This is a genomic window from Caenimonas koreensis DSM 17982 (genome assembly GCF_009646335.1).
GTDB classification, from domain to species: domain Bacteria; phylum Pseudomonadota; class Gammaproteobacteria; order Burkholderiales; family Burkholderiaceae_C; genus Ramlibacter; species Ramlibacter koreensis.
Map to the genome: position 1 here is coordinate 113,154 of NZ_WJBU01000001.1, position 19,263 is coordinate 132,416.

Sequence of the window (19,263 nt, forward strand, 5' to 3'; positions counted from 1 at the left end):
GGCATAGACCCTAGCCGTTGACCTGGCGGATGACCGTGCTCGGCAAAGCGGGGTGCGCTTCCACCCACTTGCGAACGCGTTCAGCATCACCAATGCGGCTGAGTTTGCCCGCGGAATCCAGGAACACCATGATGAGCTTGCGCCCCGCGACCTTGGCTTGCATCACCAGGCACTGCCCTGCTTCCGAGATGTAGCCGGTCTTTTGCAGACCGATATCCCAATCGGGGTTCTTCACCAGGCGGTTCGTGTTGTTGTACGTCAGGGTACGGTTGCCCACCGCGACCTGATGGCCAGGTGACGTGGAGTACTCACGAACCACAGGGTCGTGGTACGCAGCTGCCACAAGCGTCGCAAGGTCGTGCGCGCTGGACTGGTTCTGGCTCGACAGGCCAGTTGGCTCGACGTAGCGCGTGTCCTTCATGCCAAGCGCCTTGGCTTTTGCATTCATCAAGGAAACGAAGGTAGCCAGGCCGCCGGGATAGGTGCGACCCAAGGCATGTGCAGCACGGTTTTCACTGGACATCAGCGCGAGATGCAGCAATTCACCGCGCGAGAGCGTCGTGCCGACTTTCAAACGCGAACGGCTGCCTTTTTCGGTATCGACGTCGTCCTGGGTGATGGTGATTTGCTCGTCCATCGGAAGCCTGGCTTCGCTGATGAGCGTGCCTGTCATCAGCTTGGTCAGCGATGCAATCGGCAGGACGGCGGAATCGTTCTTGCTCAGCAATACCTCGCGCGTGTCCTGGTCAATTACCAGGGCAACGCTGGACTTGAGGTCGAGTGGGTCGTTCGAGGCGTGCAGGCCAGCGAGCATGCCAAACGAAGGCTTCGAGGGAACCACGGCGACCACTGGCCGTGCGTGGCGTTTGCCAGCGACAAATGTTCGAGAGACGCGCTTGCTGGCAACGCCTTGCTTTGCAGCGACCGTGCCTTTGCGAGGAGCGGCCTCGGCAGCGGCCGGAAGGAGTCCAGCCACAACGGTTGCGACAGCGAGGATTTGAATCAATCGCCCCGTTGTCAGTCGTCTCATCATCGCGTGCGTGGCCTCTGAATACATCAAGTGGTCTCCCATTGCGCTACAACCAGCCCCGTTTTTTTTGAACAAACGGGAAGAAAAGTTACACGCCAACAATGACTTATGTAACTTTATTAATTCAGGTTGTCAATTATAGGGACTGCTCCCCCTGCTGCGCAGCCCGATGATCAGCTTTACTCGGTAAACCATTGATGGCGCTGGCGAAAACGCCCGGCCAGCGCCATCCGTTGTTAACCGCCTTGCTGCTCGACGGCCTTTCGGCCTGCGGTAGCGCGTTGCAGTCCCGACACAATGGCTTTCAAAGAAGCCGCCACGATATCGGAATCTTTGCCGACGCCAAAGAGAGTTCGCTCGCCGATTCGCAATTCGAGGTAAGCCACGGCCTGCGCGTTGGCTCCAGAGCCGATCGCGTGCTCGTGATAGTCCAGCACCCGAATCGACTCACCCGACACTGACGAAATGGCATCGACAAACGCATCGATCGGACCATTGCCCTTGCCTTTGACTGCGGCTTGCTGACCCGCAATCTGGATGTTGGCAGACAGGTTGACGAGCTTGCCCGTGGCAGTCGGTGTTTCTTCCAGAACCATGTGGCTGGGCGCAGGAATGCCGTTCACGCCATATTCGCGCTCGAACAAGTCGAAGATGTCGTGTGCGGTGAGCTCTTTGCCCGTCGCGTCCATGACTGTCTGCACCACCTGGCTGAATTCAATCTGCAGGCGCCGCGGCAGTTCCAGTCCGTACTCCGCCTCCAGCAGATAGGAAATGCCGCCCTTGCCCGACTGGCTGTTCACACGAATCACGGCTTCGTAGCTGCGGCCCAGGTCCTTCGGGTCGAGGGGCAAATAGGGCATGTCCCAGATATCGCCCTCCTTGCGCGCCGCGAACGCCTTCTTGATGGCATCCTGGTGGGAGCCGGAGAACGATGTGTAGACGAGGTCGCCTGCGTAGGGATGACGCGGGTGGACGGGCAACTGATTGCAGTGCTCGACCGTGCGGCGAACTTCATCGATATCCGAGAAATCCAGCCCCGGATCGACACCTTGTGAATAGAGGTTCAAAGCGACGTTGACGAGGTCGAGATTGCCGGTGCGCTCGCCATTGCCAAAGAGGCAGCCCTCGAGCCTGTCAGCGCCTGCCATCACAGCGAATTCACCTGCAGCAGTGCCAGTGCCGCGGTCGTTGTGGGGATGCACGGACAGAACGATCGAATCACGACGCGCCAGGTTACGGTGCATCCACTCGATCATGTCGGCGAAGATGTTAGGTGTGGAGTGCTCCACCGTCGAAGGCAGATTGATGATGCACTTGTGTTGCGGTGTCGGCTGCCAGACGGCTGTTACCGCATCAACGACGCGCTTGGAAAATGCAAGCTCGGTTCCCGAGAACATCTCCGGCGAATACTGGAAGGTCCAGTTCGTTTGCGGGTACTGCGCCGCGATGTCGACAAAGAGCTGGGCCTGGCCGGTAGCGAGTTCGACGATGCCGTCTTCGTCAAGACCGAGCACGACGCGCCGCATCACGGGTGCGGTTGCGTTGTAGAGGTGCACGATGACGTTCTTCGCGCCCTGCAACGACTCGAATGTGCGGCGGATGAGGGGCTCGCGCGCCTGGGTCAGCACCTGGATCGTCACGTCGTCAGGCACGAGGTTTTCGTCGATCAGCTTGCGGACAAAGTCGAACTCGACCTGGGAAGCCGAAGGAAAACCCACTTCGATCTGCTTGAACCCGATTTCCACCAGTTTCTGGAACATGCGCAACTTGCGCGCAATATCCATCGGCTCGATCAGTGCCTGATTGCCGTCCCGCAGGTCAACACTGCACCAGATGGGCGGACGTGTCAGCTGCGCGTCGGGCCAGGTACGGTCCGAGAGGTGCACCGGTGCGAAAGCGCGGTATTTGCTGGCGGGTTGCTTCAACATGATCAGAGTCTTTCCTGTTTCGTGAAAACCAGCAGCCCAATTGCAAACGGCCCGCTGCTGGTGCAAACGGGCCGTCGAGATGGGGTGTCAGCGCGTGCGCTACCGTCTCCGCCCGTAGGGGATTAGCAGTAGTGCCAGCGAAATGCGGTTCATGGATTCAATGTAGCACAGGATCAGCGATGCAGTCCAGCCTCTTCGGGCTCGTCCTTCGACGTGCTGATAACGCTCGCGCGCTGCCCCTTTGCCCGGCGATACAGGTAGACAACGTAGCCGGACAAGCCATAGACGATGAAGAGGCCGAACAGCACGATAGGCGGGTGGATGTTGATCACGGCGATACCGAGCGCGATCAGCACGATCACGGCAAACGGCACGCTCTTTTTCATCTGCACGTCCTTGAAGCTGTAGAACGGCACATTCGTCACCATCGTGAGCCCGGCGTACAGCGCGACGGCAAACATGATCCAGGCGACTCGCCGGCCATCGATGCCCTGGTCGTTCAGGACCCAGATGAAGCCTGCGACGAGTGCGGCGGCTGCCGGGGAAGGCAGACCTTGAAAATACCTTTTGTCGACGACACCCGTATTGACGTTGAAACGTGCCAGTCGCAAAGCCGCGCATGCGCAATAAACGAACGCCGCAATCCATCCCCAACGGCCAAGGTCCTTCAACGACCAGGTGTAGGCGATCAGCGCGGGCGCGGCACCGAAGGACACCATGTCCGACAACGAGTCCATCTGCTCGCCGAACGCACTTTGCGTGTTGGTCATTCGGGCAACGCGGCCATCGAGGCTGTCGAGCACCATGGCGCAGAACACACCGACCGCAGCCTGGTCGAAGCGGCCGTCCATGGCCATGACGATGCCGTAGAAACCACCGAAGAGCGCGGCAAGCGTGAAGAGGTTTGGCAGGATGTAGATGCCCTTGCGCCGCTTGCGCACCACAACGCCCTCATGGGAGTTGTTGTCCGGGGAATCGTTACCGTCATGCATGCCTGAAAGTGTAAGGCGAAAAAAAGCCGCCCGAAGGCGGCAGCATGGGCTTGTAGTCCAGGCGGATCAGTTGCGCGTCTGGTCGACGAGCTTGTTCTTCTTGATCCAGGGCATCATGGCGCGCAGAGTCTCTCCAACAGTCTCGATCTGGTGCTCTGCCATCAGGCGGCGGCGCGACAGCAGCGTCGGCGCGCCTGCGCGATTTTCAAGGATGAAGCTCTTCGCATACTCGCCTGTCTGGATGTCCTTCAGGCATTGCTTCATGGCGCGTTTGGTCTCTTCGGTCACGATCCTGGGGCCGGTGACGTATTCACCGTATTCCGCGTTGTTCGAGATCGAGTAGTTCATGTTGGCAATGCCGCCTTCATAAATCATGTCGACGATGAGCTTGAGCTCGTGCAGGCATTCGAAGTACGCCATCTCCGGCGCATAGCCAGCTTCCACCAGCGTCTCGAAGCCAGCCTTGATCAGTTCCACGGTGCCGCCGCACAGCACGGCCTGCTCGCCAAAGAGGTCCGTCTCGGTTTCCTCACGGAAATTCGTTTCAATGATGCCGGCCTTGCCGCCGCCATTGGCCATCGCATACGAGAGCGCCAGGTCGCGCGCTTTGCCACTCTTGTCCTGATGGATGGCGACCAGGTGAGGTACGCCGCCACCTTGGGTGTACGTGCCGCGAACGGTGTGGCCCGGTGCCTTAGGAGCGACCATCCACACGTCGAGATCGGCACGTGGCGTCACGAAGCCATAGTGCACATTGAAGCCGTGCGCAAAGACCAGTGAAGCGCCGGACTTGATGTTCGGCTCCACATCGCTCTTGTAGACCTGCGCGATCTGCTCGTCCGGCAACAGGATCATGACGACGTCGGCCGACTTCACTGCGTCCGCCACTTCGGCGACCTTCAGGCCGGCCTTCTCGACCTTGGGCCAGGATGCACCGCCCTTGCGCAAGCCGACTACGACTTTGACGCCGCTGTCGTTCAGGTTCTGCGCGTGCGCATGGCCCTGCGAGCCGTAACCAATGATCGCCACGGTCTTGCCCTTGATCAGGCTCAGGTCGCAGTCCTTGTCGTAAAAAACCTTCATGTCACTCTCCAAAAAAAACAGTCAATCAAATAAGTGGGGCCACCGCGGAAGCGGCGTTGCCGGACCGCAGGTGGCGCCCCCTTGAGTGGGAGGCGCCGAAGGCGCTTCGGGGGTGGGTCATACTCTCAGGATCCGCTCGCCACGACCGATACCGCTCGAGCCGGTGCGCACCGTCTCGAGGATAGCGCCGCGGTCGATTGCCTCCAGAAAAGCGTCGTTTTTGCTTTGGTCGCCAGTCAGCTCGATGGTGTAGCTCTTCTCAGTCACGTCGATGATGCGGCCGCGGAAGATGTCTGCCATCCGCTTCATCTCTTCGCGCTCCTTGCCCACCGCACGCACCTTCACCATCATGAGCTCGCGCTCGGTGTACGCGCCTTCGGTAAGGTCAACGACCTTCACCACTTCAATCAGGCGATTCAGGTGTTTGGTGATTTGCTCGATAACGTCGTCGGAGCCAGTCGTCTGGATCGTCATGCGCGAGAGCGATGCATCCTCCGTTGGCGCAACGGTGAGCGATTCGATGTTGTAGCCGCGCGCCGAGAAAAGGCCCACGACGCGGGAGAGAGCACCGGGCTCGTTCTCCAGCAGGACAGCAATGATGTGTTTCATAGTTTCGATTCCTCTTTTCGGTGCCCTCCCCGCCCGGCGGTAACCGGGCGGCTTGGCAAGCCAATAGATTCGTCAAGGGTATGGTCGGGCGACAAGCGTTGGGCGTTCAGCGTGGACTTCACGCAAAACCCTCAACGCGTAACGCTCAACCTCTTAAAGGTCTTCGGACCCCAGCAGCATCTCGGTGATGCCCTTGCCCGCCTTCACCATCGGGAAGACGTTTTCAGTCGGGTCGGTCCGGAAGTCCATGAAGACCGTCCGGTCCTTGAGCTTGCGCGCCTCGCGCAGTGCCGGCTCAACGTCCTTCGGATGCTCGATCAGCATGCCGACATGGCCGTAGGCTTCAGCAAGCTTCACGAAGTTGGGCAGCGCGTCCATGTAACTGCTGCTGTAGCGGCCTTCATAGTCGATTTCCTGCCACTGGCGCACCATGCCCAGATAGCGGTTGTTCAGCGACACGATCTTGATCGGTGTGTTGTATTGCAGGCAGGTCGACAGCTCCTGGATGCACATCTGCACCGAGCCCTCGCCTGTCACGCAGAACACTTCACTGTCGGGCTTGGCGAGCTTGATGCCCATGGCATAGGGAATGCCGACGCCCATCGTGCCGAGCCCGCCGGAATTGATCCAGCGACGCGGCTCGTTGAACTTGTAGTACTGGGCAGCCCACATCTGGTGCTGACCCACGTCGGACGTGATGTACGCGTCAGCGTCCTTGGTCATCTCGTAGAGCGTTTCGACGACATGCTGCGGCTTGATCACGTCCTTGTTGCCACGGTCGTATTTGAGGCATTCCTTGCCGCGCCACGCTTCGATCGTCTTCCACCATTCGGCGAGCGACGCAGGGTCAGGGCGTGCACTCGATTCATTGACCATGGCGATCAACTCGGTCAGCACGTCTTTCACGTCACCGACGATCGGGATATCGACCTTCACGCGCTTGGAAATCGACGAAGGGTCGATATCGATATGGATGATCTTGCGCTCGTTCTGCGCAAAGTGCTTCGGGTTGCCGATCACACGGTCATCGAAGCGCGCGCCAACAGCCAACAAAACGTCGCAGTTCTGCATCGCGTTGTTTGCCTCGATCGTGCCGTGCATGCCCAGCATGCCGAGGAACTTGGGGTCTGTCGCCGGATAAGCGCCCAGGCCCATCAACGTGTTCGTGCAGGGGAAGCCGAGCATGTCGACCAGGTGCCGCAGCTCGCTGGTCGCATTGCCCAGGATCACGCCACCGCCGGTGTAAATATAGGGACGCTTGGCTGCGAGCAAAAGCTGCAACGCCTTGCGGATCTGGCCACCGTGGCCCTTGCGCACCGGGTTGTACGAGCGCATCTCGACCTTGTCGGGATAGCCGTGATACGGCGTCTTGTTGAAAGAGACGTCCTTCGGGATATCGACCACGACGGGCCCGGGCCTGCCGCTGCGCGCAATGTGAAAGGCCTTTTTCAGGACGTCGGCCATATGGCGGACATCCTTGACGAGGAAGTTGTGCTTGACGATGGGGCGGGTGATGCCGACCGTGTCGCATTCCTGGAACGCATCGAGGCCAATGGCGGGCACCGGCACCTGGCCAGTGATGATCACCATGGGAATCGAATCCATGTACGCCGTCGCAATGCCGGTGACTGCGTTTGTGACACCGGGCCCCGACGTGACGAGAGCAACACCGACATCTCCAGTTGCTCGCGCGTAGCCGTCGGCGGCGTGAACGGCGGCCTGCTCATGGCGCACCAGCACATGCTGGATGGTGTCCTGCTTGTAGAACGCGTCGTAGATGTGCAACACAGCGCCGCCGGGATACCCCCAAACGTACTTGACGTTCTCGGCCTGCAGGGCCTTGACGAGTATTTCCGCGCCACGAAGCTCGGGTGAATTTGAATTGTGGGCTGCCGATGCAGATGCTGCAGCCGCTGCCGAAGTGATTTCGGCCTTGGAGATTTCCATGATCAACCTTTGCGATTTTCTCTGACGAAAAACCTTGGGTGCCCCTCGCGTACCCTTGTGGGGCCGGTACGGGACTTAGAACCACGGACCATGGGCGCGCGTATCGCATCGCCGGATCAGGGCTCGTTTGCCTTTTGAATTGCAGGCGACATTATCGCACTGCAACACAGCCAGACGAGAGGGTTACGTGATTCGCGATGCGATAATTTGCTGCTGCAGTCACCGGCACGGCACTCTGCCCCCGAAAAAAAGAGACATTCAGGCCCCGATTCCTTGGCAACCGAACAAGAACTCTCCGACTTTCTCAAAGGCGTGGAAAAGCGCGCCTTCAAACGTTCGGTGTACCACGTCCGCGACGAGGAGGCAGCACTCGACATCGTCCAGGACAGCATGATGAAGCTGGCCGAGCATTACGGTGACAAGCCTGCCAACGAGCTGCCGATGCTCTTCCAGCGCATCCTCTCGAACTGCACCCTCGACTGGTTTCGTCGACAGAAGACCCGCAAGGCCCTGTTCTCGAACATGAGCGACTTCGAATCCGCCAGCGATGATGGCGATTTCGATCTGCTTGAAACTTTTACCTTCCAGGAGGGCTCTCAGCAGGCGGAGAGCGCTGAAGACACGACGCGCCGGGCGCAAATCTTGCGAGAGATCGAGACGGAGATACAGGAGTTACCGGGACGTCAACGCGAAGCCTTCCTGATGCGTTACTGGGAGGACATGGACGTCGCCGAAACGGCAGCGGCCATGGGCTGCTCGGAAGGCAGTGTCAAAACGCACTGTTCACGCGCGGTTCAGGCCCTCAGTAAAGCACTGAAGGCAAAGGGAATAACACTATGACGATCCATCAAACTGCCCTGTCCCCACAAGACCGCTTTGGCGCTCAGGTCGCTGCACGGCTGGCAGCAGGCACTTCCGAATTGTCGTATCCCGTGAGCGAGCGGCTGCGAGCGGCCCGTATGCAGGCTGTTGCTCGCCGCAAGGGCGTCAAGGTCCAGGTCGCGAGTGCCGTGTCGGTGCAGGGCAGCACTGCCGCGCTGACATTCGGCGACGACGGCCAAAGCTTCTGGAACCGTATTGCTTCCGCGTTGCCCATCATTGCGCTGGCCTGTGGCCTGGTCCTGATTCACACCATCGAAAACGATCGCCGGGCAAGCGAGGTCGCTGAAGTGGACGCAGCGCTGCTGACTGACGATCTGCCCCCGGCCGCCTACGCGGACCCTGGCTTCATCCAGTTCCTCAAGGCAGGCGGAAACTGAAGCCGGACCTGATGGCACAGACTGGCCTTCTCCGCGCGAAGCTCTCTCTCTTCTTTTGCGTGGCGGTCTTCGCAATCGCCGCGCATGCTGTGCAGGCACGGCCTCCTGCCAGCCTTGCTCCAGCCTCAACGGCAAGCAAGCCCGCATCGGCCAAGCCTGCCGCTGCGGCCAGCAAAGTTGTCGCAGCCAGGAGGGAAACCAAACCGTCCTGGGCGGAGCTCACACCTGACCAGCGTCTGGCGCTGGCACCACTCTCGGCCACCTGGGCCACAGTGAGCGAAGCGCAAAAGCGCAAATGGCTCGCCCTTTCCGAGAATTTCCCGAAGCTGCCGCCGGCTGAGCAAGCCAAGATGCACAGCCGGATGACCGAATGGGTTGCGCTCAGCCCATCTCAACGCACCCAGGCGCGCCTGAACTTCGGCGAGACCAAACAGATGGCGCCCGACGACAAGAAGGCCAAATGGGAGGCCTACCAGGCACTCCCGCCCGAGGAAAAGAGCAAACTGCGCGCTGGGGCCACCAAGCCGCCGGCGACTGCAGCCGCCGTCAAGCCCATTGCCCCCGAAAAACTCGTTGTGGTGCCCAAGTCCCCGCCGAAGCAGGAGACCAAAGCGCCACGCATCGTAGTGGCGCCCAATCCGGGCGAACACGGCTCGCAGCCGCCGGCCGCAGCCAACCCATCCAACTGAATTGACGCCGACAGTGTTGCGCAGGCTAGCGAGCCTGCTGTATGAAGCGCTGGTGGTCGTGGCCGTCATCCTGGTCGTCGTTGCCCTGTACTCCTTCTTCACCGTCGCCTTCCCCGCCATGGGCCTTCAGCGACCTGCGCTCATCGCCCTTTGCTTCATGGCACTCGCCGGGTATTTCGTTTACTCCTGGCGCCACGGGCAGACGCTGGCCATGCGCGCCTGGCGAATCCGCCTGGCCGACCAGTTCGGCAATCCGCCGAAGCTCGGGCAGGCATGCCTGCGATTTGTCCTTGGATGGGTGTGGGTCGTCCCGCCGCTCGCTGTGGTTGCGGCATTTCACCCCTACGTCAATGCATTCACTTCCGCTATCACGGTAAGCGCTGTCGCCACCGCGGCATGGATCATCATCTGGGCCTATCTGGCCCACTTGCATCCGCGAAAGCAGTTCTGGCACGACGCCCTTGCGGGCACACGCCTCATCGAGACCGAGCCGGCGCCAAAGCGCACCTGAAGACGTCACGCGCCTGCGCGACAATCCGTGCATGCCATCGCCAGACTCCCTTGCTCCCGTCAATCCGCAAAAACTTCGATCCGGCTTTGCCCGCGTCTGGCACGCAGCGGGCTTCTCGCTCGCGGGCCTGAAGGCCGGTTGGGGCGAGACGGCCTTTCGCCAGGAAGCCATTGCCGCCATCGTTTTGCTGCCAGCCGCTTTCTGGCTCGGTCGCAGTTGGGTGGAGGTCGCACTTCTTGCAGGCACCGTCCTTATCGTGATGGCGGTCGAGTTGCTGAATACCGCCATCGAGACGTGTATCGATCGCATCGGCCCCGAATGGCACGCCCTGTCCAAACGCGCCAAAGACATGGGCAGTGCCGCAGTGCTGCTCAGCCTTTTGCTTTGCGCCGGCGTCTGGGCAGCAGCGCTCTCGCAAAGGTTCCTCGCATGACCCCGTCGTTCTCGCTTTGCGTCTTTTGTGGCTCACGGTTTGGTGAGCCGGTTTTTATTGAAACTGCCCGCACCGTTGGCCGCTGGATCGGCGAGCACGGCGGCCAGCTCGTCTACGGCGGCGGCAACAACGGCTTGATGGGCGTGATGGCAGAAGCAACGCTCACAGCTGGCGGTCGTGTCGTCGGCGTGATCCCGCATGCGCTTGTGGAGAAAGAGTGGGCCAAGCTCGACTGCACCGAACTGCATGTCGTCGACACGATGCACGACCGCAAGCGGTTGATGGGCGAGCGCGCCGATGCATTCCTCGCCCTGCCTGGCGGTATTGGCACGCTCGAAGAATTTTTTGAAGTCTGGACGTGGCGCCAGCTCGGCTATCACGACAAACCCATTGGCTTGCTCGATGCCGATGGCTACTACGCTGACCTGCTGGCTTTCCTGCGCACCAGCGTGTCGCGAGGTTTCATGAGTGCGTCATTGATGGACCTGGTCCGCGTACACACCGATGCCGGCGAGCTGCTTGCTGAACTGGCCGCTGCCGCTCGCGCCTCGGTATTGCCCAGCGTGCTGACGCAGATCTGAAGTTCGCAGCTCAGACCGCCGATTCGTCCACTTCGCCCGTGCGGATGCGCACGACCCGCTCGACGCTGGTGATGAAGATCTTTCCGTCACCGATCTTGCCCGTTCGCGCGGCCTTGACGATCGCGTCAACACAGCGGTCGGCGTCGACGTCCTTGACCACCACTTCCACCTTCACTTTCGGCAGGAAGTCGACGACGTATTCAGCGCCGCGATACAACTCCGTGTGACCCTTCTGGCGGCCAAAGCCCTTGACCTCGGTCACGGTCAGTCCGGTGACGCCACAATCCGCCAGTGCCTCGCGCACTTCTTCCAGCTTGAAGGGTTTCACGATCGCGGTGATTTGTTTCATCGAAGGCCTCTTGGTGTCTCGAATAGTGGGTCGTCGCCAGGGTCACGCCCTGAACTTTCCGGTAATAGGATAGCGCCAATCCTTGCCGAAGCTTCGATGGGTAACGCGTATGCCCACCGGCGATTGCCTGCGCTTGTATTCATTCAGCCGGATCAGGCGCGCGACACGCTCCACAACGGCACGCTCGAAGCCTTCCGCGATGATCTGCTCCACGCCCTGGTCGTCTTCCATGTAGCGCTCCAGGATCGCATCGAGTATTTCGTAGGGCGGCAGGCTGTCCTGGTCGCGCTGGTCCGGGCGCAGTTCTGCACTGGGCGGACGGGTGATGATTCGCTCGGGGATCGGGTTCGCGCCCGTGCCGTACGGATCATGCAGGTTGCGCCACTGCGCAAGCCGAAAGACGCTCGTCTTGAGCACATCCTTGATCACGGCAAAGCCGCCCGCCATGTCTCCATACAGTGTGCAATAGCCGGTGGCCATCTCGCTCTTGTTGCCCGTGGTCAACACGATGCTGCCGAACTTGTTCGACAAGGCCATGAGCAGTACACCGCGAATACGTGCCTGAATATTTTCCTCGGTCGTGTCCTCAGCGCGCCCTTCGAATTCATGTGCCAGCGACGCCTTGAACGCCTCGAACTCGGGGATGATGGAAATCTCGTCGTAGCGCACACCCAGGCGCGATGCCATTTCGCGCGCGTCGATCCACGAAATATCGGCTGTGTACGGCGAAGGCATCATCACCGAACGCACTTTGTCGCGGCCCAACGCATCGACGGCGATTGCCAGCACCAGTGCCGAGTCAACGCCGCCCGACAAACCGAGCAACACACCCGGAAAACCGTTCTTGCCAACGTAGTCGCGAACGCCGAGCACCAGTGCATCCCACAGGTCTGCCTCAGACGTGCGGTCGGCAGCGATCTTGCCGTCGAGTTCCACGATTGCACCGCGTCGGTCAGCTTCAAGATAGAACAAGTCTTCGGCGAACGAAGGTGCGCGCGCCACCATCGCACCCGACGCACCCACGGCGAACGACGCGCCATCGAAAACGACCTCGTCCTGCCCGCCCACGAGATGCGCATAGATCACTGGCACTTCGAGTGCGCGCGCGCGCTCAGCCATGCGCGCTGCCCGCTCACCACCCTTGCCCACATGAAATGGAGACGCGTTGATGACCGCGATGACCTCGGCGCCAGCTTCTTTCGCCAGCAGGCCAGGCTCGTCGAACCATGCGTCCTCGCAGATCAGCAAGCCAACGCTGATGCCTTCGACCTGGAACACACATGTGCCCTGCCCTGGCGTGAAATAGCGGCGCTCGTCGAACACCTGGTAGTTCGGCAACTCGCGCTTGGCGTAGGTCTCCAGAATGCGGCCCTGCGTCACAACGCTGGCTGCGTTGTAGCGCCTTTGCACCGCAACCGACTTGCTGCGCACATCGCCACCGGTCGGATGGCCAATGACCACGTGCAGGCCTTTTAACCCGGCCAGCTCGCGGGCGACGGTTTTCACGGCATCATCGCAGGCAGCGACAAACGCGGGACGCAGGAAGAGATCCTCGGCCGCATAGCCGCAGATCGACAGCTCGGGCGTGAGGACGAGGCGCGCACCCTGCGCATAGGCAGCGCGAGCAGCATCGATGATTTTTTGCGCATTGCCCGCTGTGTCGCCGACGAGAAAATTCAGCTGGGCAATACAGATTTTGAGGGTCATGGCACGAGTGAAAAAAGACTCGAACGATTATGTCATCCGGGTTTCGCCCTCGCTGGCTGAGGTTGATGCGGTTCAATGGAACGCACTGCTCGCACAGCAGCCGCTGCCATCGCCTTTCATGCGGCACGAGTACCTGTCGGCCATGCACAAGAGCAAGAGCGCCACGCCCGCTACCGGCTGGACGGCACGCATCCTCACGCTGCATGACGGCGACGAATTGCTTGGCGGCTGCGCGCTCTACCTGAAGGACCACTCGTATGGCGAATACGTTTTCGACTGGGCGTGGGCCAATGCATACGAGCAGCACGGCCTTGCGTACTACCCCAAAGCCATCATCGCGGTGCCCTTCACGCCCGTACCCGGCACGAGACTGGTTGCACGCGATGCCGATGCGCGCTCCTTGCTGATCCAGGGTGCGATCGCGTGGTGCCGCCAGGAAAAGATCTCATCGTTGCACCTGCTCTTCGGCGCGCCAGACGATATCGCCACGGCCGCCGAAGCAGGAATGATGCTGCGCCACACTGTGCAATTTCACTGGACGAACGAAGGCTGGCCGACGTTCGATGCGTTCCTCGCCAGCCTCGCGCAGGAAAAGCGCAAGAAGATCCGCCAGGAGCGCCGCAAGGTCGCCGATGCAGGCGTCGCGTTTCGACATGCGCGCGGCAACGCGATCACACCTGCCGACTGGGACTTCTTCTACAGCTGCTACGAGCGCACCTACTACGAGCACGGCAACGCGCCTTACCTCACGCGCGACTTCTTCCGGCGCATGGCGCAGGACATGCCGGACAACTGGCTGCTCTTCGTCGCAGAGCGCAGCGGCCAGCCGCTTGCCACCAGCCTGATCGCCATCGACGAGCAGGCTGGCGCGAAGGTCGCTTATGGCCGCTACTGGGGCGCGATCGAACGCGTCGATTGCCTGCACTTCGAGGCTTGCTACTACCAGCCGCTGCAATGGTGCGTCGAGAACGGGTTCGACCGCTTTGAAGGTGGCGCGCAGGGCGAACACAAGATGGCACGCGCCCTGATGCCCACGCGGACCAGCAGCGCACACTGGCTTGCCGAGCCGGCCTTTGCCGACGCCGTCGAGCGCTTCCTCGAAAAGGAAGGGCGAGGCATCGACAATTACCTTGAACACCTCGACGAGCGCTCGCCCTTTCGCAAGCCGGGGCCGCACTCGTAACGCCAGTTCGCGCACAGCCCAGGAGCCATACCATGCAGCGCCTCCTTGCACTTGCTTCCACACACGTTGGCGCATTCGCTTGCGCTCTCTCGCTCGCATCACCTGGCGCGGCCTTCGCTGCCGACCCGCTGCCACCGACGCCACTGCGCGTGACGGAAGGCATCTGGCTGATCCCCGGCAGCTTTGAAGGCGAGCGGCAACCCGACGGCAACACGATCATCTTCGAGGGCACGAGCGGCCTGGTCGTGATGGACACAGGCCGCCACACCTGGCATCGCCAGGCGATCGTCGACTTCGCCCAGTCGAACAAGCGCCCCATCGCAGCATTGATCAACAGCCACTGGCACCTCGACCACACCAGCGGCAACGCAGACATCAAGCGGCTCTATCCGAATGCACTTCTCTACACCGGCACCGCAGTCGAGAAAATGATTCGCGACGTGTGGCCGCAAAGCCTGGTGCGATCGCAAGCCACACTCGATGCTGGCAACCTGTCGCCGGTTGCCGCGGCGGACGTTCGCGGCGACATCGAAACGCGCAAGAACCCGCAAGCGCTGCGCCCGGATATGCCCGTCATCGCCTCGGGTGCCTACCCCATCGACGGCGTGATATTCGATGTGCGACTGGCAGGCAACGCGGCGACAGGCGGCGACGTGTGGGTGTACGAGCCACGCAGCCGCATTGCTGCGGTGGGCGATCTTGTGACGCTGCCCGTGCCCTTCCTGGACACCGCATGCGTCAAAGGCTGGCGCACGGCGCTGGACGAAATCACTGCGACGCCCTTCACGCGCGTGATTCCAGGCCATGGCGGCATCATGGATCGTGCGCAATTCCTGTCGTGGCGAGCGGCGTTCAACGCCTACACCGACTGCGCGCGGTCACCGGCTGACAAGTCGCTCTGCGCCGCAAACTGGCTGGCAAGCACGGCTACGCTTCGCGCGCCCGAAGCAGCCGATGACGCGAACGCGCGCGAGATGGCCGAGGAGTACGTAGCCTTCCTGCGGGAGAACGGCGGAGATGCGCGCCTGTGCACCGCCCGTAGTTTCCCCTAGCCCATTGCGATGCGGCTCCCTAGAATTGGCGCGCCTTGGTGACGCACGCACAGCCCAATCGCTGCTAGCGTTACGACGGTCAGAACAACAATCAAGAGACGCAACGCACATGGCAACAAAGAAGTCAGCCAATCACGACCTGAAACCGCCCCACGCGGGCCTGCTGGCGCTTGAATTTCGCGCACCGTTCGAATTTGGCGCGGTGCTGCCAGCCTGGCCGGCGCTGTCACGCGCACCTCGTGGCGACGGGCATACCGTGCTCGTATTTCCCGGGCTGTCGGCGAGCGACGCCACCACCATTCCCCTTCGCAGCTATCTCAGCATGCTCGGCTACCAGAGTCAGGGCTGGGCGCAGGGCTTCAACTTCGGCCCGCGCGCCGGCGTGCTCGAAGCCGCCAGGAACGACTTGCTTGAAGCCTGCGAGCAATCAAAACGCAAGGTGACACTGATCGGCTGGAGCCTGGGCGGCGTGTATGCGCGCGAGCTCGCCAAGGAAATGCCGGATATGGTGCGCGGCGTGATCACGCTGGGCACACCCTTCGCCGGCCCGCCGAAGTCAACCAATGCATGGCGCGTGTTCGAGCTGACGAGCGGGCGCGACATTCACCACGAACACGGCAACTTCGATCTGGCCGCACCACCGAAGGTGCCCACTACCAGCATCTTCTCGCGCACCGATGGCATCGTCGCCTGGCAAGGCAGCATCCAGAAGCCGTCGAGCACCAACCCGAATCTCGAAAACATCGAAGTGGTGGCCAGCCACATTGGCCTGGGCCTGAACCCCAGCGCCTGGTGGGCCGTGGCCGACCGGCTGGCGCAGGAAGAAGGCCGCTGGCGGCCTTTCGACCGCACCGGCATGTTCGGGCTGAAGAGCTTTATCTACCCAGATCCCGAAAGACGTTGAGCGGTTGGCGATCGGCGTTTGAATTTCCGCCCAACGCCGAACGCTCAGCGCAGAACCTGGCATTCAGGGATTCTGTTCGACCCGCTGGCGGTTGTAGCTGGCGATACCGTCCAGGATTTCCTTCTTCGCGGCCTCCGGGCCTTCCCAGCCGAGCACCTTGACCCACTTGCCTGGCTCGAGGTCTTTGTAGTGCTCGAAGAAATGCGCAATGGTGTTCAGGCGCATCGGGTTCAGGTCTTCGGGCTTTTGCCACTGGGTGTAGATCGACAGGATCTTGTCGGTGGGCACGGCCAGCACCTTGCCGTCTTGCCCCGCTTCATCTTCCATTTTCAGGATGCCGATCGGGCGGCAGGTGACGACCACACCCGGAATCAGTGGCACCGGCGTGATCACCAGCACATCGACCGGATCGCCGTCGCCGCTGATCGTCTTGGGCACGTAGCCGTAGTTCGTCGGGTAGTGCATCGACGTGCTCATGAACCGGTCGACAAAAATCGCGCCCGACTCCTTGTCCACTTCGTACTTCACGGGGTCGGCATTCATCGGGATTTCGATGATCACGTTGAATGCGTCGGGGACATGCTTGCCGGGGGAGACTTTGTCGAGGGACATGGTTGTTGTGATTGAAGGAAAAATGAAAAACTGCGCGGTGATGATGCCTAGGATTAACCCTGATTTTACTTTCGCCAGCCTTGCTTTCTCTGCGCTGCAGCAAATCCGTCATCACATTGCCTATATATTCCCCCCGTTGGCCAATCTGGATTCCACTTCGTTTGGAAAGCCAAGAGGAAGCAACGCAGCGGGGGCACCGCTAGCGTGGCGCCCCTTAGCAACGTACTAATCGAAGACAGGAGAAACTCATGACAGGCAACTCGGCGCTGATTCTGGCGCTCGTCTGCGGCCTCGCGGCCGTGGCTTACGGCTTCTGGGCCCGCAGCTGGATCCTCTCGCAGGACGCAGGCAACCCCCGCATGCAGGAAATCGCGGCAGCCATCCAGGCTGGCGCGGCTGCATACCTGGCCCGGCAGTACAAGACCATCGCCATGGTCGGCGTGGTGCTGGCAGTGCTGATCGGCCTCTTTCTCGACATGCAGACGGCCATCGGCTTCATCATCGGTGCCGTGCTCTCCGGCGCCTGCGGCTTCATCGGCATGAACGTGTCGGTGCGTGCGAACGTTCGCACGGCACAAGCAGCGACCAAGGGCATTGGCCCGGCGCTCGACGTCGCCTTCCGCGGTGGCGCCATCACGGGCATGCTGGTTGTGGGTCTTGGCCTGCTGGGCGTCGCCGGTTTCTACTGGTATCTCGCCGGCAGCGGCGAAATGACGGCAGACCGCAACCTGGCAGCCATCCTGAATCCGCTGATCGGCTTCGCCTTCGGCTCCTCGCTCATCTCCATCTTCGCGCGACTGGGCGGCGGCATCTTCACCAAAGGCGCTGACGTCGGCGCCGACCTGGTGGGCAAAGTTGAAGCCGGCATTCCGGAAGACGATCCGCGCAACCCCGCCGTGATTGCCGACAACGTGGGCGACAACGTCGGCGACTGCGCCGGCATGGCCGCTGACCTGTTCGAGACCTACGCCGTGACGCTGATCGCGACGATGGTGCTCGGCGCCCTCCTCATCAAGAACGCCGGCGCTGCTGCCGTGATGTATCCGCTGGCGCTGGGCGCCGTGTCGATCATCGCGTCGATCATCGGCTGCTTCTTCGTGAAGGCCAAGACCGGCATGGTCAACGTGATGCCTGCGCTCTACAAGGGCCTGGCTGTTGCGGGCGTGCTCTCGCTGATCGCGTTCTACTTCGTCACGATGCAGCTCATGCCTGACAACGCCGTGACGGCGACTGGCACGCAGATGCGACTGTTCGGCGCGTGCGCCGTCGGCCTCATCCTGACGGGCGCGCTCGTGTGGATCACCGAGTACTACACGGGCACGCAATACGCACCCGTGCGCCACATTGCCCAGGCATCGACCACCGGCCACGGCACGAACATCATTGCCGGCCTGGGCGTGTCGATGCGTTCCACGGCATGGCCAGTGATCTGCGTGTGTATCGCCATCCTGGCTGCCTACAGCCTGGCAGGTCTCTACGGCATTGCCGTCGCTGCCACCTCCATGCTGAGCATGGCCGGCATCGTGGTGGCGCTCGATGCCTACGGCCCGATCACCGACAACGCCGGCGGCATCGCCGAAATGTCCGACCTGCCGTCCAGCGTCCGCGACATCACCGACCCGCTCGACGCCGTCGGCAACACGACCAAGGCCGTGACCAAGGGCTACGCCATCGGTTCAGCCGGTCTTGCAGCACTCGTGCTGTTTGCCGACTACACGCACAAGCTCGAAAGCTATGGCCGCTCGATCACGTTCGACCTGTCCGACCCGATGGTGATCGTGGGCCTGTTCATTGGCGGCCTGATTCCGTACCTGTTCGGCGCGATGGCGATGGAAGCCGTGGGCCGCGCAGCTGGTTCCGTGGTGGTTGAAGTGCGCCGCCAGTTCCGCGAGATCAAGGGGATCATGGAAGGCACCGCCAAGCCTGAATACGGCGTTGCCGTTGACATGCTGACCAAGGCCGCAATCAAGGAAATGATGATCCCGTCGCTGCTGCCTGTGGTGGTACCCATCGTCGTGGGCCTGGCCCTCGGCCCGAAGGCGCTCGGCGGCTTGCTGATGGGAACGATCGTGACGGGCCTGTTCGTCGCGATCTCCATGTGCACCGGTGGCGGCGCATGGGACAACGCCAAGAAGTACATCGAAGACGGCAACCATGGTGGCAAGGGCTCTGAGGCCCACAAGGCCGCCGTGACTGGCGATACGGTGGGCGACCCTTACAAGGACACCGCCGGCCCGGCCGTGAACCCGCTGATCAAGATCATCAACATCGTGGCACTGCTGATCGTGCCGCTGGTGGTGAAGTTCCATGCTGGCGATGCGCCTGCTGCACCCCACGTGGCGACACCTGCAGCCGTCGTGATGCCAGCTGCGCCTGCGTCGAAGTAAGAGCGCA

General features: G+C 61.4%; 19 protein-coding genes. 10 read left to right on the plus strand and 9 right to left on the minus strand.

Annotated features, from left to right (window positions below):
* Positions 1-10: 10 nt before the first annotated feature.
* The 6 genes from pbpG to GHT07_RS00535 all read right to left on the minus strand — a co-directional run bounded on the left by pbpG (position 11) and on the right by GHT07_RS00535 (position 7,589).
* Entirely contained in the window at positions 11-1,057 is a 1,047-nt protein-coding gene (gene pbpG / locus GHT07_RS00510) for a D-alanyl-D-alanine endopeptidase (protein WP_395688397.1), read from the minus strand.
* Between the two features lie 209 nt (positions 1,058-1,266).
* Positions 1,267-2,958, minus strand: coding sequence for a 2-isopropylmalate synthase (gene leuA / locus GHT07_RS00515; RefSeq protein WP_153583092.1), 1,692 nt, complete (start codon positions 2,956-2,958; stop codon positions 1,267-1,269).
* A 173-nt stretch (positions 2,959-3,131) separates the two neighbouring features.
* Entirely contained in the window at positions 3,132-3,950 is an 819-nt protein-coding gene (gene pssA / locus GHT07_RS00520) for a CDP-diacylglycerol--serine O-phosphatidyltransferase (RefSeq protein ID WP_153583093.1), read from the minus strand.
* Positions 3,951-4,016: 66 nt separating this feature from the next.
* Entirely contained in the window at positions 4,017-5,033 is a 1,017-nt protein-coding gene (ilvC, locus tag GHT07_RS00525; RefSeq protein WP_153583094.1) for a ketol-acid reductoisomerase, read from the minus strand.
* A gap of 117 nt (positions 5,034-5,150) precedes the next feature.
* A complete protein-coding gene (ilvN, locus tag GHT07_RS00530) occupies positions 5,151-5,642 on the minus strand; it encodes an acetolactate synthase small subunit (protein WP_153583095.1) in 492 nt (163 codons plus the stop codon).
* A gap of 153 nt (positions 5,643-5,795) precedes the next feature.
* The gene (locus GHT07_RS00535) at positions 5,796-7,589 is read right to left on the minus strand and encodes an acetolactate synthase 3 catalytic subunit (RefSeq protein ID WP_153583096.1); all 1,794 of its coding nucleotides are present in this window, start codon (positions 7,587-7,589) and stop codon (positions 5,796-5,798) included.
* A 273-nt stretch (positions 7,590-7,862) separates the two neighbouring features.
* Here GHT07_RS00535 and GHT07_RS00540 point away from each other — a divergent pair, with 273 nt between their 5' ends.
* The 6 genes from GHT07_RS00540 to GHT07_RS00565 are packed head-to-tail and all read left to right on the plus strand — an operon-like array spanning position 7,863 to position 11,062.
* The gene (locus tag GHT07_RS00540) at positions 7,863-8,429 is read left to right on the plus strand and encodes an RNA polymerase sigma factor (protein ID WP_153583097.1); all 567 of its coding nucleotides are present in this window, start codon (positions 7,863-7,865) and stop codon (positions 8,427-8,429) included.
* Entirely contained in the window at positions 8,426-8,848 is a 423-nt protein-coding gene (locus GHT07_RS00545; protein WP_153583098.1) for a DUF3619 family protein, read from the plus strand. Before GHT07_RS00540 ends, GHT07_RS00545 begins: the two co-directional genes overlap by 4 nt.
* Before the next feature lie 59 nt (positions 8,849-8,907).
* Positions 8,908-9,537 (plus strand): DUF3106 domain-containing protein, encoded by a 630-nt coding sequence (locus tag GHT07_RS00550; protein WP_323740719.1) that lies wholly within the window; start codon positions 8,908-8,910, stop codon positions 9,535-9,537.
* 13 nt (positions 9,538-9,550) lie between these two features.
* Positions 9,551-10,048: an RDD family protein gene (locus tag GHT07_RS00555; RefSeq protein ID WP_194792780.1), complete on the plus strand. Its 498-nt coding sequence runs from the start codon at positions 9,551-9,553 to the stop codon at positions 10,046-10,048.
* A gap of 31 nt (positions 10,049-10,079) precedes the next feature.
* The gene (locus GHT07_RS00560) at positions 10,080-10,481 is read left to right on the plus strand and encodes a diacylglycerol kinase (protein ID WP_153583101.1); all 402 of its coding nucleotides are present in this window, start codon (positions 10,080-10,082) and stop codon (positions 10,479-10,481) included.
* Positions 10,478-11,062, plus strand: coding sequence for an LOG family protein (locus GHT07_RS00565; RefSeq protein WP_153583102.1), 585 nt, complete (start codon positions 10,478-10,480; stop codon positions 11,060-11,062). The genes GHT07_RS00560 and GHT07_RS00565 overlap by 4 nt, the downstream gene beginning before the upstream one ends.
* Before the next feature lie 10 nt (positions 11,063-11,072).
* Here the strand turns inward: GHT07_RS00565 and GHT07_RS00570 are convergent, their stop codons facing one another.
* Entirely contained in the window at positions 11,073-11,411 is a 339-nt protein-coding gene (locus GHT07_RS00570; protein ID WP_153583103.1) for a P-II family nitrogen regulator, read from the minus strand.
* A 42-nt stretch (positions 11,412-11,453) separates the two neighbouring features.
* Positions 11,454-13,118, minus strand: coding sequence for an NAD+ synthase (locus GHT07_RS00575; RefSeq protein WP_153583104.1), 1,665 nt, complete (start codon positions 13,116-13,118; stop codon positions 11,454-11,456).
* On the opposite strand from GHT07_RS00575, the gene GHT07_RS00580 reads away from it, so the two are divergent.
* The 3 genes from GHT07_RS00580 (at position 13,117) to GHT07_RS00590 (ending at position 16,257) form a co-directional block, all read left to right on the plus strand.
* On the plus strand, positions 13,117-14,301 hold the full coding sequence (locus GHT07_RS00580) for a GNAT family N-acetyltransferase (RefSeq protein WP_153583105.1): 1,185 nt from the start codon (positions 13,117-13,119) through the stop codon (positions 14,299-14,301). The two genes, GHT07_RS00575 and GHT07_RS00580, sit on opposite strands and share 2 nt — an antisense overlap.
* 32 nt (positions 14,302-14,333) lie before the next feature.
* Positions 14,334-15,353, plus strand: a complete 1,020-nt coding sequence (locus tag GHT07_RS00585; protein WP_153583106.1) for an MBL fold metallo-hydrolase — start codon at positions 14,334-14,336, stop codon at positions 15,351-15,353.
* Between the two features lie 109 nt (positions 15,354-15,462).
* A complete protein-coding gene (locus tag GHT07_RS00590; protein WP_153583107.1) occupies positions 15,463-16,257 on the plus strand; it encodes an esterase/lipase family protein in 795 nt (264 codons plus the stop codon).
* Positions 16,258-16,320: 63 nt separating this feature from the next.
* On the opposite strand, the gene ppa is transcribed toward GHT07_RS00590, so the two are convergent.
* Positions 16,321-16,869 (minus strand): inorganic diphosphatase, encoded by a 549-nt coding sequence (ppa, locus tag GHT07_RS00595; RefSeq protein ID WP_153583108.1) that lies wholly within the window; start codon positions 16,867-16,869, stop codon positions 16,321-16,323.
* 248 nt (positions 16,870-17,117) lie between these two features.
* Here ppa and GHT07_RS00600 point away from each other — a divergent pair, with 248 nt between their 5' ends.
* Positions 17,118-19,256, plus strand: a complete 2,139-nt coding sequence (locus tag GHT07_RS00600; protein ID WP_153583109.1) for a sodium-translocating pyrophosphatase — start codon at positions 17,118-17,120, stop codon at positions 19,254-19,256.
* Positions 19,257-19,263: the final 7 nt, after the last annotated feature.